Source organism: Helicobacteraceae bacterium (genome assembly GCA_031258155.1).
Lineage (GTDB): Bacteria > Campylobacterota > Campylobacteria > Campylobacterales > SZUA-545 > JAIRNH01.
On sequence record JAIRNH010000001.1, the window covers coordinates 18,882 to 35,354 of the forward strand.

The following is a 16,473-nucleotide window of genomic DNA, read 5'->3' on the forward strand; positions in this document are numbered from 1 at the left end:
CGTTACCCTTTAGTAATACTCGCCAATTTGAAGCGCCAACCCGTAAGCGCGCCCTCGCAAACGCTAACAAAGGCAAATTCGCCTTGAATATACCCCTCTTTTTTGACTTCGAGCTCCAAAGAAACGCCGTCGATCGTTACCCTCGCCTTGTCGCCCTCCTTCAATCCATGCCTCTCTAAAAACGTATCGCTCGCCAAGAGTTTATCGCCGCTTGATAGATGGGCGTTAAACTCGTCGATCGCGTTAGCTAGATAGACGATAGCGCCGTCTATTTTGAGCGGTTTTGGCTTCTCCAGCGCGTCGATCGACTCGATCTCGCTTGCCGTTAGCGTAAAACCGCGCCGCTCCTTGCCGTCCGCGCCAAACTCGTTTTCAAGCGAATCGAACGGCGCGCCCAATTCGCCCGTCAAATCCGTCGTCGTCTCTATAATCTCGCCGTCGTTTGCGATCGCGTTGTAAAGGTGGGCGAGCGTATAGCCTTCGTAGCCAAGCGCGGGATAGATCGCGACGACGCGCTTATCGATATTTACGATCGTCCCCTCTTGCTGAACCAAGGCGGGCGTATCCAGCTCGTTTGCGCCTTGCGCGCCAAACGCGGTTAATACAAAATCGCCTTTGGCGTTGTAGCCTACCGCGTAGCCGTTCGCGCTTTCGTCCAGATCGGCGTTTAGCGCCGCGCCGAGATCGTTGCCCTTTAGCGGCGAGAGCAATACTTTGAAGGGCGAATACTTTTCCAATAGCCCCAGCATACGCGCTATGTTTTCCGATCGCGGATGGCAGAAGAGATCGCCGCCCGCGATAAGGGTAAAGCCGCTCCTGTTTTCGACTAATTTATCGATCTGTTCTAGCTCCGCCGCGTCAAATACCAAACCCTCGATCTTCGCCTTTAAGGTTTTGGGCAGTCGATCGGCGAAGCGGTTTAATAACTTCGCCAGCGCGATCTCCTCGCCGCCGACCTCGCCGCGCATAACAAGCATATTTTTGTGCATCGTATCGACGATCGGATCGCCGATCGGGTGAAAGTCGATCGCCGCGCCCTTTTTGACGACGAGCGCGTTGTTGATCGCGTAGCGAAGCTGCGGATTGTCGTTCGAGAGACGAACGCCGATCGAGACGGTAAAATCGCCGATCGTATCCTTCGAGCCGCTATAGAGCGTTTTACCGCTAACGGCGCTAAAGGTTTTAAGAAACTTAGAGAGCGCAAACGCGGAGTCGTTGATCAGTTTTAGCCCTAAACGTTTTTTAAGCCGATTGAGGATCAAAATCTCCTCGTTGGTAATTAGCGAGCTAAAACGAACCGCTTTAGCCTTTTTCAGCGCCTCTAGCGCGCGCTCAAACGCCGCCTCGTCCTTTTTGACGCGCTTGTTAGCAAAGTCGTAACCAAAACGCCCCGCGCCGCATAAGCTCTGAAAGTGAAAGTCGTTGGTAACGCGGTAGATCGTATCGTCCGGCTCGTCTATGCCGCCCTGTTTAACCTCGTAGAACAGATGACACGCGCTAGGACAGTGAACGCACGAGGACGGAACGCGCTTTAGCTCCCAAGCGTTGCTTTTATATTGAAACTCGCTCGTTACCATAGCGCCCGTAGGACAGACCGCCGCGCACTCGCCGCAATCGACGCAGTTATCGCCTTTTGGCGAACGGGCGATCAGCGATTTGTTCATTCTGTTCCAGATCGTATATGCGTCTTTGGGCGCCGACTCCTTATACTTCTCGTCGATCGCGTCGCCTCCGCGCGGAGTCGTAGCTAAAGCGCCTACGCCAATAATATCTTTGCATACGGTAACGCACCTTTCGCACGCTATGCACAGAGCGGGATCGTAGCGAACGCGCCCCCACTCTACAGGCTTCTTATCCGTGTCCTTAATCGCGTAGCTTTGCGAGGCTACGCTCTGAAATAGGGCGTTATCTTGCAATTCGCACTCGCCCGATTTGTCGCATACGCCGCACTGAAGCGGGTGGTTGATCGCGTAAATCTCCATAATGGCGCGGCGATCGGCGCTAAGATCGTCGCCCTCCGTTTTAACGACCATTCCCTCTTTGACTTTCGCGTTGCACGAGTAGGCGCGCTTACCGTCGGCGTCCACCATGCAAAGCCTGCAGGCGAGCGTAGGCGAGCAGCGCGTCAAACAGCAGATCGCGGGGATATAGATATTATTCGCGCGAGCGACCGAAAGAATCGTGTCGCCTTCGTTAGCGACGATCTGGCGATCGTTTATCGTTAATCTAATCTCGCCCATTTAACTCGCCCTTTCGCGGATTGATAACCTCGTAACGGTATTGCACGTTCGCTTGAATTGTCGGCAAATCAAAGACCTCCAGCTTTGCTATTACGCCCTTCATCTTGGGCGAAACTATAAACTTCCTCGCAACGGCGCCTAACTTCGTTTCGATTTTAACATTATCGCCATTTTTTAAGCCGTTTGCCTCCGCGAACTGCTTAGAGCCTATCAACTCGCCTCGCTCCTTAAACGGCTTATAAACCGCGTCGTATCGCGCCACGGAGCCGTTATACTCCTCGAACGGCTCGATACCTTCGGGCGCGAAAACCGATATTTCGGTCTTTGGATTGTCTATCTCGTAGGGCGTCAGATCGTCAAATGCCGTATCGTTAAACGGCAACCAACCTGAAGCGTCGATTGTCCATTTAATTTTAAGCCCGCGCTCTTTGGCAAGGGCGCCCGCGCTAACGCCGTCGTATCCGATAGCGGCGTTCAACGGTTTTATTACGCGGTCGATCGTAACGATCGTCCCCTCTTTCGCCTCGTTGGGCGCGATCGGAAAGACGTTTTCGCTTTCGCCGTTATGAATATCGCAGGTTAAAGCGATTCCGAGCGCGTTTGGCGTAGGCGGGATCATCAGAATATCAAACCCGTTCGATCTTAACGCTCCCGCGATTGCGGCGATATTTTCGGCTCTGCGGCAGGAGTATATCTCGCCGCCAAGAACGATAAGCGTCTTTTTGCCTATGTTAATCGCCTCTAGCTCCTCCTCGCCGACGTTTGTTTCGGCGCTTAACGCGCCGTCGTCGAGGTCGTCTAACCATCGTTTCAATTCGCCGCTTGGCTCCTTAACGAGAGCTTTTAACAGCATAGCGAAAACCCCCTCCTCCGCGCCCGTCTCGTAGCGGATAAAACGCGCCGCTTTGGAGATCGTCTCGTCCTCGAACGGCGCGAAGGCGAAAATATCCGCGCCGCCGATCAACCCCGCCTTGATAAGCGCGGATTTGATAAAGGCGGATTCCGAACTTACGGCGGGAGCAAAAAGCAAGATCGTATCGCTCGCGGCTATATCGCCGACTTTGGCGTTCCAAAGCGTCTCGCCGCTCGCTTTGGCGTATGTCGTTAAAAACCGCTGAAAATCCGCGATCGCGTTATTGACGAGTTTATAGCCCATATCGTTAAGCAGATATATCTCTTCGTTGGTCTCGTCGCCGTTTATCCGAACGTTTTCGGCGCTCTTGTCGAACCCGCCGCTTGCGACGTTTCGCTTAAAGCCAAAGCGTCCTAAGGCGCATAAGAAGCCGTTTTCCGCGTCGGCGCTCACGCGCTTAACCTCGCCTCGCCTAGTTTCAATCGTCGCGTCGCAACCGAGGGAGCAGTATAGGCACGTCGAAGGGGTTTTGCTTAGCTCCCACGCGTTGGCGCGGTATTTGAAATCCTTCGTAACGATCGCGCCTACGGGACAGACCGCCGCGCACTCGCCGCAGTTTGAACAGCGATCGCCGTCAAATACGATTTTGGATTTATAGCCGCCAGCCTCGATAGACAGCGCCGTATCTCCCGCGATCTCGTTGCACGTCCTGACGCACCGCTCGCACATCACGCACAGCGAAGGATCGTAGGTTAATATACCCCAATCCTCGATTGCGCGCGGGAGCTCTTTGGCGCTAAATATCTGCTCGCTCAAACCAAACTCCAGCGCCTTATCCTGCAACTCGCAATCGCCCGATTTGTCGCATACGCCGCACTGAAGCGGGTGATTTACGCATATCATCTGCATAATCCGTTTGCGCGTCTCAAAGAGCGCGGCGCTGTTTGTCGTTACCCTTATGCCCTCTTTAACCGGCGTTTGACAGGAGGCGACCGCGCCGTTTGCGCCCTCGATCTCCACGACGCACAATCTGCACGAACCCGCCGCCGAAATCTTGCTTAAAAAACAGAGCGTAGGGATATACGCGCCGACGCTTCTTGCCGCCCGCAGGATCGTATCGCCCTCGCGCGCGCAAACTTGGCGATTGTCTATCGTTAAATTAACCATTCAACGCCGCCAAAGCGATATAGTAACAGCGCATACACCGATCGGCTTCCTTAAACGCCGCGTCGTTCGTTAAACCGAAATTAACCTCGTCGTGGTTTCTCTTTCTAACTTGCGTCTCAAGTTTTCGCGCGGTCTGCCGCGCAAAACCGCCAAGATAGCCCGTAGGCTTCTCCTCTTTGTTAAACACGCGAAAGCCGCGCAACAGATCCTCCATCGTCTCGTCGTCGCTTCGCCTGATTTCGCCCGTCTTTAGGTAGTTTAGCATTACGTTCGCCGCGCGGCGCGCCTGCCCTACGGCATTTACAATCGTCATAGGTCCGTATTCGCAATCGCCCGCCGAAAACACGCCGCGTCGGTTTGTGGCGAAGGTTTTGCCGTCCGTTTTAATCGTCCCCCAGCTTGTCAGATCGATATTCCACTCTTTGGGCAGAAGGCTTAGATCAGGGTCTTGACTAACCGCTGGGATCACATAGTCGCACTCAAGCTCGAAATCTTGACCCTCTAGCTTAACTAACTGCTGGCGTGAGCCGCCCGCGCCGCCTTCAATCGCCTCGTAACGGTTGCACGCAACCTTTTTGATCGCGCCGTTTTCATCGATAATCCTAGCGATCGCGGCGCGAAAAATAAACTCCACGCCCTCCTCTAGCGCCTCTTTATACTCCTCTTCGCTCGTGTTCCTAATAATCACTCGCTCGCTTCGGCGATAGAGCATGATAACGCGCTTCGCGCCCGCGCGCACGGCGCAACGCACCACGTCCATCGAGGTAAAGCCGCCGCCCGCGCATACGACCGTCTTTCCCGTTAAATCGACGGGCGATCCGATTCTGAATTTCTCCCATAGATTTATCCGATCGAGAAAGCTAATCGCGCCCCAATAGCCCTTTACGGATTCGTTTTCGTTTTCGCAACGCAACTTTTTAGAAACTCTAGCGCCAAAGCTAAGCAAAATAGCGTCGTAGTTTTTTTCTAACTCAATCAGTTTTTCAACGTCGATCGGAGAGTTAAGATGTATCTTGGCGCCGCAGGAGGTCGCAAAGCGAATATCGCTTAGATATTTGGCGCTTGGCATTCGATACTCCGGCACGCCCGTCATCACCTCGCCTCCAGCTACGGGCAACGCTTCAAAAATATCGCATTCCACGCCGTTTAATCCAAGATAGTAACCGGCGGTAAGCCCCGCGGGACCGGCTCCCACGATCGCTACCTTTTTGCCGATCGGCGCTCGTTTTATCGCTACGCGATCGGATAGAGCGCGCTTATCCTCGTAATCCGCGCCGATTCGTTTTAGCTCCATAATGCTTACGGACTCGTCAAAATGGCTTCGGCGGCAACTATCCTCGCACGGGTGCGGACAGACGCGAGCGCATACATGCGCAAGCGGCATCGCCTTGCGGGTCTCCTCTAAGCTCTTTAGCGGACGGCGATCTTTAAGCGCCTCGATATAGGCTGGAATATCCACCCGATCGGGACAGGCGTCCGAACAGGGCGCGGTAACTTTGGCTACGATAGGCAGGGCGCTATCATACTCCGCGCTTTTTTCGCGCAAAACAACGCGCTCGTTAAACGCTTGCGGAAAATACTCGATCAATTGCAAGATCGCCTTTGGCGTGGTGCGCCCTATCTCGCATTTAGAGCTAGATTGCATAACTAAGCAGGCGGTTCTAAGCCGCTCAATATCCTCGTTTTCGCCCTCGCCTCTTGCGATCTTATCTAGCAGATCGTAGAGTATCCGCCCGCCAGCTCGTCCGGGCATGCACCGCCCGCACGCCTGAGCGTAGTTCTGATACTGCAGAGCGTATTCGCAAGCAAGACGCGCCACGTCCACGCCCTTGTCGAAGATCGCCACGCCGTCCCAACCGATAAAGGCGCGCACGGCGCGATTGCCGTCGAAAACGTCCGGTAATTTTAACGCGCTTGAAACATACTCGTCGCTTGGCTTGCCGCGATTGTCGATTATCGCGCCGCGCCAAGAGCTAAACCACGGCTTAACCATATATCAAGCGTTTCTTTTTCTAATAGAGACCGTCCAATCGACCTCGTTATATTTAAGCGAGTTAAGCAATTCGCAATTTAGCTCTTTAACCGCGTCGGCGCTACTCTGAACAATAGAAAAATCTTTCGCCTCGAAAATAAAAAGCGCCGCCTCGTTTTGGGCTAACTCGTCCGCGATAATTGTTTTCATTCTACCGATTGCCTCTTGTTTTAATTCGCGTAAATCAAATCGTTTCATAATATAGTCCTATCTATCTATTTCGCCGAAAATAACGTTGGCGTTGCCGATAATAGTTACCGCGTCGGCGACTTGGTGTCCAATCAACAGGTCCTCTAACAGCCCGCAGTGAAAAAAACTAGGTCCTCTAACCTTAACGCGGCGCGGATACGGCTCGCCGTCGCTCACGATATAAAAGCCAAGCTCGCCCTTTGGCGATTCGGTGGCGACATAAACCTCGCCCTTTGGCGGACGCATGCCCTGCGTAATCAGCGCGAAGTGTTGCATAAGCGAGTAGTTTTGCGTCATAAGCTGTTCTTTGGGCGCGCTTATATATTCGGGCGCGTTTGCCATTAGTTCCGGCGGCGAGTCCTCGTATATTTTCAACGCCTGACGGATCAGTTTAATGGATTGCCACATCTCCTCGATATAGAGACGGTAGCGTCCGTAGCAGTCGCCTACGTCGGTTATAGGAACCTCGAAATCTACCTCTTTATATAGCTCGTAGGGGCGCTCCTTGCGAATATCCCACGCCACGCCGCTACCGCGCAGCATAACGCCGCTAAGCCCCCAGCTCATAGCCAGCTCTCTGCTTATCACGCCAATGTTCTCTAACCGCATGCGCCATATTCTGTTCTCTTTTAATAGCGCGTCGTAGATTTCGATCTGTTTGGGCATATGATCCAAAAACGCCTCGCACTGCTTGATCCATTCGGGCGTGAAATCCAGCGGAACGCCGCCGATTCTTATAGAGTTGTGCGTAAGCCGCGCGCCGCAATACTCCTCGAATAGATCGAGCGCGTATTCGCGTTCGCGAAACGGATAGAGCATCATGCTCATCGCGCCCACGTCCAGCGCGTGCGTGGAGAGAAACAGCAGATGGCTACAGATTCTGCTAAGTTCGAGAAGCGCCAATCTGATCGCTTGAGCGCGGCGCGGCGCCTCTATGCCGAGCAATGTTTCTACGGCGAGCGCGAAACCGTAGTTATTGGACGTGGAGTTAATATAATCGATGCGATCGGTGGTAGGCAGAAACTCGTTATAGATCATATTTTCCGCCATCTTCTCCACGCCGCGGTGCAGAAAGCCTATATTTGGGCGCGATTTTGTTATCAGCTCGCCGTCAAGCTCTAGGATTAGATTCATCTGACCGTGCGCCGAAGGGTGTTGCGGACCAAAGTTTAGGATCATCGTATTGTCGTCGCGCTCAAAGGCGATATTTTCATAAAAAGGCTGTAGGCGATTGGGTAGTTGCGTCGTCATTATTTCCTCTTATCTAACACTTTTTGCTTTTGCGGATCGAAGTCGTCGTATAAAACAATCGAGCGTTTTTCCACATATTTGATCGGCGTAATCTCGTCTTTGGGCGCTTCGCCTACTCCAACCTCGTAGCCAAGCCGCGCGAAGTTGCGCGTATCGTTCCGATCGACTCTCGCGGGATCGCGGTTTTCCTCGCCGATCTTCTCTCTAAACTCCTTGCCGTATATCTTATCGACCTCGTACCACCGCGCAAACTCGTCGCCTTGAAGCGGATAGGAGCGCAAAAGCGGGTGTCCGTTCCAATCGTCGGGCATAAGAATACGGCTTAAACGCGGGTGGTTGTTGAATATAACGCCAAACATATCGTAGCACTCGCGTTCCGACCAGTTAGCCGATCGCCACATGTCCGCGACGCTCTCGATCGCCTCTTTTTCCTTAATAACGACCTTGAGCCGCAAACGGCGGTTTTTTACCGCGCTTAACAGCTCGTAAAACACTTCTAGCTCGCCGCGCGTCGCTAGATAGTCTATCGCGCTTAGCTCCATCAACTGCTCGTAACCGAGCGATCGCAGCAAAGCCAGAGCCTCTTTGTTTTTAGGCGCGGGAACATAAACTATCGCCTCGTTGCGCATAAAAAAACTTTTAGTATCGCCGATCGCGCGCTCTAGCTTTTCTAGATCGTCCTTGACGATCTCGTCGGTTATCGGCTCTTGGGCTATCTCTTTAGGAACGTAGAATCGATCGGTATGGTAGGGCTTTTTCTGAACGTCGCCCTTTGGCGTATATGGTCTAAACATCACACAAACCTTTTGGCGCTAATTTTGCGGTTCATCGGCTCGCTTCTGATCTTGCGCTGAAGCATCATCGCCGCATAGATAAGCGTATCGGGGCGCGGGGCGCAACCGGGGAGATAAATATCCACGGGGATAATGCGATCCACCCCCTGCACCGTAGCGTAGGTGTTGAACAAGCCGCCCGTATTGGCGCAACTGCCCATCGAGATCACCCATTTTGGCTCCGCCATCTGATCGTATAATCGGCGCACAAACGGCGCGTGCTTTTTGCTCACCGTGCCGGCGATACACATCACTTCCGCTTGGCGCGGCGAGGCGCGAAAGATCGTGCCAAGCCTGTCGAAATCAAAACGACCGCCGCCCGAAGCCATCATCTCGATCGCGCAACAAGCCAAGCCGTAGGTCAAAAACCACAGCGAATTGCTCCGCCCCCAATTTACCAGCTTATCCACCGTCGTCAGCGCGATCGGCAATCCTCCGCTCGACAGATAATCTATTTGATGCTTTGCCAATTTAGCGCTCCTTTCTTCCACTCGTAAAGAAACCCTACCGCCAAAATCCCCAAAAATATCAGCATGCCGCCGAAAGCCAGCGCGCCGTTGCCGCTCGCTATTAGGCTCTTGTAAGCCGCAGCCCACGGCGCCATAAATATAATCTCCACGTCAAACAGAATAAACAGCAGCGCAAAGAGAAAAAACCGCGCGCTTATTCGGTTGGGCTGAAGCGAGGTTTCAGGTCCGCACTCGAACGGGGAGAGCTTCAGTTTCAGATCGTCTCTTGCCGATCTGGCGTTAAACAGCCAAGCCGAAAGCGCAACCGTCGCCGAAAACGCTCCAAACGTAAGGATAAATAGAAAAAAAACTCCGAAATACGATTCCAAGCCGTCGCTCCTTATTAAATCTTTTTGTATTTACTATACAAAAATAAGGTTTAATCCTATGAATTTGGTAACCCTTAATCTTGCATAATACTAAAAAAAACTATATAATCAATAAGAAATCTTTAATATTTGCTAGGGATCAGTCGCATGAAACGTCTTCTTATACTATCCTCCTCGGAGGTTCGTCGCCGCATTCTTGCCGAAAATCTAAACGCTCTACGCTACGCTACTACAACGGCGCAAACGATTGAAGAGGGAGAAGAAGCGCTCAACGCCGAACAGATTGACGTTGTCGTATCCGACTGGCGCATAGCGGAACCCGTAATCGATTCATTCGCGCTGTCGCTCAAGAAAAACGCCAAGCAGGTCTCTTTGGTAGTCGTCTCCGATAACCCAAGCAAGGACGAGTTGATAGACGCGCTAAACAGAGGCGCTGACGACTACTGCGAAACGCCGTTTTGGGGCGACAATCTCGATCAATCGCTATTTGATCTGTTGGAGGCTAGGATTGAAGCCAGACTGCGCTTTGGCGGTACGAACGTGATCGACGCGGGAGAGCTTATTATCGATCCCGACGAAGAGAAAATCTACTATCGGCAACGCGAGATCGAACTCAAAGGCAAACCTTTCGAGGTCTTAACCCATCTAGCTAGAAACCGCGATCAGATTATCAGCAAAGAGCAGTTGCTAGACGCGATATGGGAGGAACCGGAACTCGTCACGCCAAACGTGATCGAGGTGGCGATCAACCAAATTCGCCAAAAAATGGACAAGCCGCTCGGCATTAACACGATTGAAACGGTCAGACGGCGCGGCTATCGCTTCTGTTTCCCCAACTGTTCGGGGCAGACCATTACCGACAAATAACCGGCGACAAAGGACGGGCAAATCGCCCGCGTCGGCGCGACCTCCGCTTTTCTTGCCGTTTGAATAAACTCTAAAATACGCGGGCGGCATAGCTTAGCTTTCTCGTTGTGGTATAATCAAAGCGTTTTATTGAAAGGAGTTCTGATGAGACTTAACGCGCCTTCAAAGATTGTGTTTTTGATTTCGCTCGTCGTAGCGATCTTGGCGGTCGCCAACCAAGCGTTATCCGTTATCGGAGTATCGATTCATATTCCGATCTTCACGCCAAACGCTTTTTGGTTTCTTTCCGCCTCTTACGTCCTGCTTGTTTTGGGCGTAACGCTAAAAGGGCTTTAGCCCCTTCCCCGCGCCGACCGTTTATCGGTCGGCTTTTGCCCGCGAAAGCGCGCCGTTAGCTTGTAAGATTTGTTGTGGCGGCGCTACCAAATTTTGATTTAGGCTAAACGATGAAAACGATAACAAAAGCTCTGCTAGGTTTATTGCTAACGACAGGCTTTGTATTTGCGGCAGGCGACGCTTTTTATCGCGGTTTAACCGCGGTTGAACAAGGAAATTACCAAGAAGCGCTTCGGCAGTTCTCGATCGCTATCAAAGAAAATCCAAACGATGCGGAGGCTTACTACAATCGCGGATTTGCTTATGATAATCTACATGAATACGCTAAAGCGATCGCCGATTACAGCCAAGCGATCAAAATTAGCCCGGACTACGTTAACGCTTACTACAATCGCGGAGTTGTTTATGATAAATTGCGCGACTATGCCAAAGCGATCGCCGATTACAGCCAAGCGATCAAACTCAATTCAAATCATGTCAAAGCCTATAATAATCGCGGAAACGCTTATAGTAATCAAGGCGAATATGCCGAAGCGATAGCGGATTTTAACCAAGCGATCAAGATCAATTCAAATTATGCCGACGCTTACAATAATCGAGGAAGCGTTTATAGCAAATTAGGCGATTATTCAAAAGCGATCGCCGATTACAACCAAGCGATCAGAATCGACTCAAACTACGCGAAAGCCTATTATAATCGCGCAAACGCTTATATTTATCAAAGCGAATACGCTAAAGCGATCGCCGATTACAACCAAGCGATCAAAATAAATCCAAACTATGCCAACGCTTACAATAACCGCGGAAGCGCCTATGGCGCTCTAGGCGAATATGCCGAAGCGATAGCGGATTTTAACCAAGCGATCAAGAACAACCTAAACGACGCAGACGCTTACAATAATCGCGCTTTTGCTTATAAATTATTAAATAACCTTAAACATGCGACTAAAGACGCTAGAAAGGCGTGCGAGCTAGGTAATTGCGCCACATTACAATATTTAGAACAAGAAAACCTGATACGCGACTAACGTTTTACGCGAATTAGCCCCTATGGCTACTCCCGCGGCAAAGCGCGTCTATTCATAATACGGAACGCGAAAAAACAAAATACCGCCGCGCCCGATTGCCATTCATAGGCTTTGGCGTTTCCTTTTATCGTTTCCGTTATTACCGAGCGCTAACATATTGATGAAAGCGTAGCGCGAAGGAAGGCTATAGCGGGCGTAAAAAGCGACCTTAAAACTTGGCGTTTAATCCGTAAAACAGAGCCGCCAGATCGCGGTCGCCCAGATTAAACCCGTAATAGTTAGCGCGACTAAAACAATGGCGCTACCCGCGTCTTTGGCGGCTTTGGCGAGTTCGTGATATTCGCTTGTAACCAGATCGACTACTCGCTCGATCGCGCTGTTGATCAACTCGGCAAAGATCGGCAACAGAAGCGATATAAACAAAACGGCGCGATAAATAAACGCTATATCCCAGAATATCAGGATCGCGCTTCCCGCGATCAGCAATAAAATCTCCGCCTTCATCGGCTTTTCGTTTTTGGCGACTTCGATCAGCCCCTCGACGGAGTTTATCGTATTGCGCCACAGGCTAAAACCGCGCCTCTTTTCTCGCTTCATAGCGCCAATAATTTGATTCCGTCGTAGATATAGCTTAGCCCGATCGCGCCCAGCACAATCGACCCCGCAATCTCTATCCGCCGGTAGTAGGGTTTGATCTTGTCCAGCGCCGAGAACGCCCACGAGGCAAAAAAGGCGATCAATAAAAACGGCAAACCAAGCCCAAGAGAGAAAAGGCTCATCAGCGCCGTAGCCGCGCCGCGCGATCCCTCCTGAAAGCTCATCGTGATAATCGCGCCAAGAATAGGTCCCGCGCACGGAGTCCAACCCAGCGCGAAACTTACGCCAAGAATAAACGGCGATAAAAAGGCGATTTTAGCGGTGAAATTAGCCTGTTTATGGACGTTAAACAACGGGATATTGATAATATGCGCAAAATGCAGCCCAAACGCGACGATAATAGCGCCGCCAATCACGCGCGCCCACGGGTTTGCGATCAGGTTTCCAAGCGCCAGATCGCCAAAAACGCCGATGGCGATAAAGACGCACGAAAAGCCCAGCACAAATAAAAACGCCGTCGCTACAAGACGTATATGCTCGACGAAGTTCAGCGTCTCAAAATGTTGAATCTGTTTTAGCGAAAGTCCCGAAATATAGGATATATACGAGGGGACGATCGCCAAAACGCAGGGAGCTAAAAAACTCAAAATCCCCGCCGCGAAACTTATAATAAACGGCGCGGAGGAGAACAGCGAATATAGCTCCTCTTCCAACATAACCGCTACTCCAACCTGCTTCGCGCGGGATAGATAAAGACCGCCTCTCTAAACACGCTGATGTTTTGATCGTCTTGCGCGTAGGCGCGAATTTGCGCTTTTAGCTTCGTGTCTTCGGAGGGGTTATCGGCTAAAACCTCGTCGGCGTATAGCGTAACGATCTCTTTGCTTTTGCCTTCGCCGTTAATCTTAAACGGCTTTGTCGGCGAAAGTATTTTCAAACCGCTCGGCGATACTACCTCGAAATAGTATGTATGCGGTTTGTCGTCGGTATTGGCGAACAGAAAGATATAATCGGCGCTAACGCGCTTAACGTCGCCAACCGTCTCGATCTTATAAAGACGGCTCGATTTGGTAATATCCAACAGCATACTCTCTCTCTCGCCGCCGATTACGGCGATCGCCGTCAAAATAAGCGTAAGCAAGACGGCGTAAGCGATTGTTCTAAAACGCACGAAACGGGTTTTGCCCTCGCCCAAACTCGCGCGGGCGCTACTCCAATTCACGAGCGACATTTTGCCCAATTTGCCCATAACGTTTCTACATGCGTCGGCGCATTCGAGGCAGTTAATACACTCTAGCTGCAATCCTTTGCGAATATCGATATGCGTCGGACAGACTAGCGTACACGCCTCGCAACCGATACATTCGTCGTTTTCGCCAAGCGGTTTTTTGCCTAGCTTCGTATCGCCGTCGTAGATTTTGCCGCCGCGTTTTTCATCGTAGATCGTATAGACCGTGTCGCGATCATACATAGAGGATTGAACGCGCACATAAGGACAGATAACCGCGCAAAACTTTTCGCCCATAAAGGTTATGTCGAATATCAAAAACAGCGCGATAATCGCAATCATACCGATTAGCACGGGGTGTTCGGACGGATTTTGAATATAGACGAAAAAATCTTCGGGCGGCACAAAAAACCAGCTGAAATTGGAAGCGGCTAACAGCGCCAAAACAACCCAAATCAAAAACGCCGCGATCTTTTTTACGCGATTGATCGGTTTTGAATAGTCGATCGGCTTTTGCCTATTGGCTCGTCTGTGAAGCCCAAAGATCAGCCCCTCGATCAGATCGCGGTAGATAACGCGATAGATCGTCTGAGGACAGCCCCAGCCGCACCAGACGCGCCCGCCCACAGTCGTTACGGCGAATACGAACAAAAAGCCGAACATCAGCAGAAACGGCATCAAATAAAACTCTTGCGTGTCAAACGCCACGCCTAGCAGTTCTAAACGCTTATGATCAAACGATAGCAGGAAGATATGTCTTCCGTTGATCGTTATAAACGGGACGGCGATGGTAAGCGCCGTCGCAAAAGCCATTACGACATAGCGTAACTTGTGGTAAGAAGGTAAGTTCAAGGCTTGCTCCTTATTTAGATGATGGCAAACATTATAGCAAAGTTAAGCGCCCAGTATGTCGCCGACGCGATCAAATAGCTGCTCGTATGTGAAAACGTCTTTGAACTCCTTTATTCTGCCTCCGGAGGCGTTAGCGTGTCCGCCGCCGTTAAATAGCTTCGCCGCCATAGCGCTAACGTCGATCTTATCGTTGGCGCGCAGACTTATGGAACCGGAACGATTTACGTCAAGAAAGAAATGATAATCGGGGCGCTCGCTTAAAAAAGCGTTTCCTAGCGTCGAGATATTGCCCGCTTGATAGGTCAAAATCCCCTTATGCCCGTCGTAATTCACGCTCATTCGCTCGCGGTTTTTAACAAGCAGTTTTACGACAAACCGCGCCGCTAGATTATCGATCGTATCAATTTCGCCGCCGTCTCTTAGATAACGTTTTTTGATCGCCAATATATTGTCGTCTAGCTCGATATTTTTGTAACCCTCCAGATACGCGAACGCGTCGCTTAACGCGCTTAAACGATAGTCGCTATCCTCAAAGCCAAATAGTAGCGGGCTTATCTCCCGCGAATCGGATACTAAACGATTTAGCGTTTTGCCAAACTCGAAGCGATCGCGATCCTCTTGCAACCACAGATCGTAAGCATTCACGCAGGCTACGTATTCCGCCAGCGCCTCGTCGTTTGCCGCCTGAATGTTTTCGCCGCGCTCTACGCACCAATCATACACGATTTTGGTAGCGCAACGCGATACGTCGAGATAATACCAGTCGAACTCTTCCGCTAACGTTTCGCCGCTTTTATGATGATCTAGCAGTTGCAACTCGATCTTGTGTCCAGCGCGCGTTAATTGATCGCGGATTTTCTCCGTTAATTTGCAATCTTCTTTGGTTATGTTTAGATCGCTAATTAGGATTATTTTTTCGTCGCGCGCGGGCGTTTTTTCCGCGAGCGATCCGATTAACGCAAGTTTCGCTCCCACTTCGGCGCCGTAACCCGAATTAAAGCGTTTAGTCTCGCCAAAAAACCGCTTTGCGATTAGATGAGAGCTATATCCGTCCAGATCGTTGTGCGATAGATGATACACGACTCTTTTGGACGGCGCGTTTTTAACCGCGTCTAGCTCGTTTAATCGCTCGCGCAGATCGCTAAACGTCATCGAACGTTATACTCCCTTTGGAGTAGTTGCTTACCGTCGCTTCAAAAAAGTTGCTCTTCTGATCGTTAAACTGGCTGAACTTATCGACCCACTTAATCGGATGTTGCGCGTTATATAGCGGTTTTAACTGCACCGCTTTCAGGCGATTGTCCGTCAAATATTTAATATACTGATCGATGATTTGATCGGTAAAACCTAAAATGCTGTTAGCGGTAATATGCTGCCCCCATTCGATCTCTAACTTTGTCGCCTCGTCAAACATCTGATAGGCTTTATCCTCCAACTCTTTAGTAAAAAGATCGGGGCGCTCCTTGCGAAGGGAGTTAAGCATATTTTGAAACATAAGCAGATGACTGATCTCGTCGCGTTGAATAAATCTGATCATCTGCGCGCTGCCAAGCATTTTATTATCGCGCGCCAAAGCGTACATAGCGGTAAAACCGCTATAAAAATATACGCCTTCTAGTATCTGCACCGCATACATCGCCAACACCTTCATCTCGTCGGTCGGATTATTGACTAGCGAGTCGTAAACGGAGGCGATATAGCTATTTTTCTTGTATAAAAGCGCGTCTTTGCGCCACATATCGTAGATCTCTTCGGTGTTTTCGCTGATGCTCTCGACCATCACCGCGTAACTAGAGCTATGCAGCGCCTCCTCGAAGCTCTGCCGCGCCACCAACACGTTAATTTCAGGCGCGGTAATGAACGGGTTAATGTTGTCCTGAAGTTGGTTGGTCTGAATGCTGTCCATAAAAATTAGCTGGCTCAGCACCAGATCGTACATCCGCTTTTCTTCGGGGCGCAACGCCTTGTAATCTTTGGCGTCCTGCGTCATATCGACCTCTTTTGGAAACCACGTATTGGCGAGCATAAGGTCCCAAAGGTTGATCGCCCACTGATACTTGACTTTGGTAAGCTCGACAAGACCTGTCGGATTGCCGGATATGATCATTCGGTCGCTTACGCCTTCGTTGGAAGTCGGATTGTAGATTATCTTGCGCCCCATT

The 16,473-nt window shown here is 50.9% G+C and carries 16 protein-coding genes; 3 read left to right on the plus strand and 13 right to left on the minus strand.

Annotation, left to right across the window (positions count from 1 at the left end):
* Nucleotides 1–2 precede the first annotated feature (2 nt).
* The 8 genes from LBF86_00070 to LBF86_00105 are packed head-to-tail and all read right to left on the minus strand — an operon-like array spanning nucleotide 3 to nucleotide 9,403.
* Complete coding sequence (locus LBF86_00070) at nucleotides 3–2,240, minus strand: NADH-quinone oxidoreductase subunit G (GenBank protein MDR0663911.1); 2,238 nt, start codon at nucleotides 2,238–2,240, stop codon at nucleotides 3–5.
* The gene (locus LBF86_00075) at nucleotides 2,227–4,260 is read right to left on the minus strand and encodes a (2Fe-2S)-binding protein (GenBank protein MDR0663912.1); all 2,034 of its coding nucleotides are present in this window, start codon (nucleotides 4,258–4,260) and stop codon (nucleotides 2,227–2,229) included. The genes LBF86_00070 and LBF86_00075 overlap by 14 nt, the downstream gene beginning before the upstream one ends.
* Nucleotides 4,253–6,253, minus strand: a complete 2,001-nt coding sequence (locus LBF86_00080) for an FAD-dependent oxidoreductase (GenBank protein MDR0663913.1) — start codon at nucleotides 6,251–6,253, stop codon at nucleotides 4,253–4,255. The genes LBF86_00075 and LBF86_00080 overlap by 8 nt, the downstream gene beginning before the upstream one ends.
* Nucleotides 6,254–6,256: 3 nt before the next feature.
* On the minus strand, nucleotides 6,257–6,490 hold the full coding sequence (locus LBF86_00085) for an NADH-ubiquinone oxidoreductase subunit E family protein (protein MDR0663914.1): 234 nt from the start codon (nucleotides 6,488–6,490) through the stop codon (nucleotides 6,257–6,259).
* Nucleotides 6,491–6,499: 9 nt separating this feature from the next.
* Nucleotides 6,500–7,732 carry an NADH dehydrogenase (quinone) subunit D gene (gene nuoD, locus LBF86_00090; GenBank protein ID MDR0663915.1) on the minus strand — a complete coding sequence of 411 codons (1,233 nt, stop codon included), beginning with the start codon at nucleotides 7,730–7,732 and terminating at the stop codon, nucleotides 6,500–6,502.
* Entirely contained in the window at nucleotides 7,732–8,526 is a 795-nt protein-coding gene (locus tag LBF86_00095) for an NADH-quinone oxidoreductase subunit C (GenBank protein MDR0663916.1), read from the minus strand. The genes nuoD and LBF86_00095 overlap by 1 nt, the downstream gene beginning before the upstream one ends.
* Nucleotides 8,526–9,035, minus strand: a complete 510-nt coding sequence (locus LBF86_00100) for an NADH-quinone oxidoreductase subunit B (protein ID MDR0663917.1) — start codon at nucleotides 9,033–9,035, stop codon at nucleotides 8,526–8,528. The genes LBF86_00095 and LBF86_00100 overlap by 1 nt, the downstream gene beginning before the upstream one ends.
* On the minus strand, nucleotides 9,017–9,403 hold the full coding sequence (locus tag LBF86_00105) for an NAD(P)H-quinone oxidoreductase subunit 3 (protein ID MDR0663918.1): 387 nt from the start codon (nucleotides 9,401–9,403) through the stop codon (nucleotides 9,017–9,019). The genes LBF86_00100 and LBF86_00105 overlap by 19 nt, the downstream gene beginning before the upstream one ends.
* Nucleotides 9,404–9,550: 147 nt before the next feature.
* Between LBF86_00105 and hsrA the strand changes: the two genes are divergently transcribed.
* From hsrA to LBF86_00120, 3 genes are all read left to right on the plus strand, one after another.
* The gene (gene hsrA, locus LBF86_00110; GenBank protein MDR0663919.1) at nucleotides 9,551–10,270 is read left to right on the plus strand and encodes a homeostatic response regulator transcription factor HsrA; all 720 of its coding nucleotides are present in this window, start codon (nucleotides 9,551–9,553) and stop codon (nucleotides 10,268–10,270) included.
* 144 nt (nucleotides 10,271–10,414) lie between these two features.
* Entirely contained in the window at nucleotides 10,415–10,606 is a 192-nt protein-coding gene (locus tag LBF86_00115) for a hypothetical protein (GenBank protein MDR0663920.1), read from the plus strand.
* A gap of 110 nt (nucleotides 10,607–10,716) precedes the next feature.
* Nucleotides 10,717–11,634, plus strand: coding sequence for a tetratricopeptide repeat protein (locus LBF86_00120; GenBank protein MDR0663921.1), 918 nt, complete (start codon nucleotides 10,717–10,719; stop codon nucleotides 11,632–11,634).
* A gap of 222 nt (nucleotides 11,635–11,856) precedes the next feature.
* Here the strand turns inward: LBF86_00120 and LBF86_00125 are convergent, their stop codons facing one another.
* The 5 genes from LBF86_00125 to LBF86_00145 are packed head-to-tail and all read right to left on the minus strand — an operon-like array spanning nucleotide 11,857 to nucleotide 16,472.
* Nucleotides 11,857–12,231: a diacylglycerol kinase gene (locus LBF86_00125; GenBank protein ID MDR0663922.1), complete on the minus strand. Its 375-nt coding sequence runs from the start codon at nucleotides 12,229–12,231 to the stop codon at nucleotides 11,857–11,859.
* Nucleotides 12,228–12,947: a cytochrome c biogenesis protein CcdA gene (locus LBF86_00130; GenBank protein MDR0663923.1), complete on the minus strand. Its 720-nt coding sequence runs from the start codon at nucleotides 12,945–12,947 to the stop codon at nucleotides 12,228–12,230. The genes LBF86_00125 and LBF86_00130 overlap by 4 nt, the downstream gene beginning before the upstream one ends.
* Before the next feature lie 5 nt (nucleotides 12,948–12,952).
* A complete protein-coding gene (gene ccoG, locus LBF86_00135) occupies nucleotides 12,953–14,311 on the minus strand; it encodes a cytochrome c oxidase accessory protein CcoG (GenBank protein MDR0663924.1) in 1,359 nt (452 codons plus the stop codon).
* Between the two features lie 42 nt (nucleotides 14,312–14,353).
* The gene (locus LBF86_00140; protein MDR0663925.1) at nucleotides 14,354–15,463 is read right to left on the minus strand and encodes a hypothetical protein; all 1,110 of its coding nucleotides are present in this window, start codon (nucleotides 15,461–15,463) and stop codon (nucleotides 14,354–14,356) included.
* Nucleotides 15,453–16,472 carry a ribonucleotide-diphosphate reductase subunit beta gene (locus tag LBF86_00145; GenBank protein MDR0663926.1) on the minus strand — a complete coding sequence of 340 codons (1,020 nt, stop codon included), beginning with the start codon at nucleotides 16,470–16,472 and terminating at the stop codon, nucleotides 15,453–15,455. The genes LBF86_00140 and LBF86_00145 overlap by 11 nt, the downstream gene beginning before the upstream one ends.
* Nucleotide 16,473 lies beyond the last annotated feature (1 nt).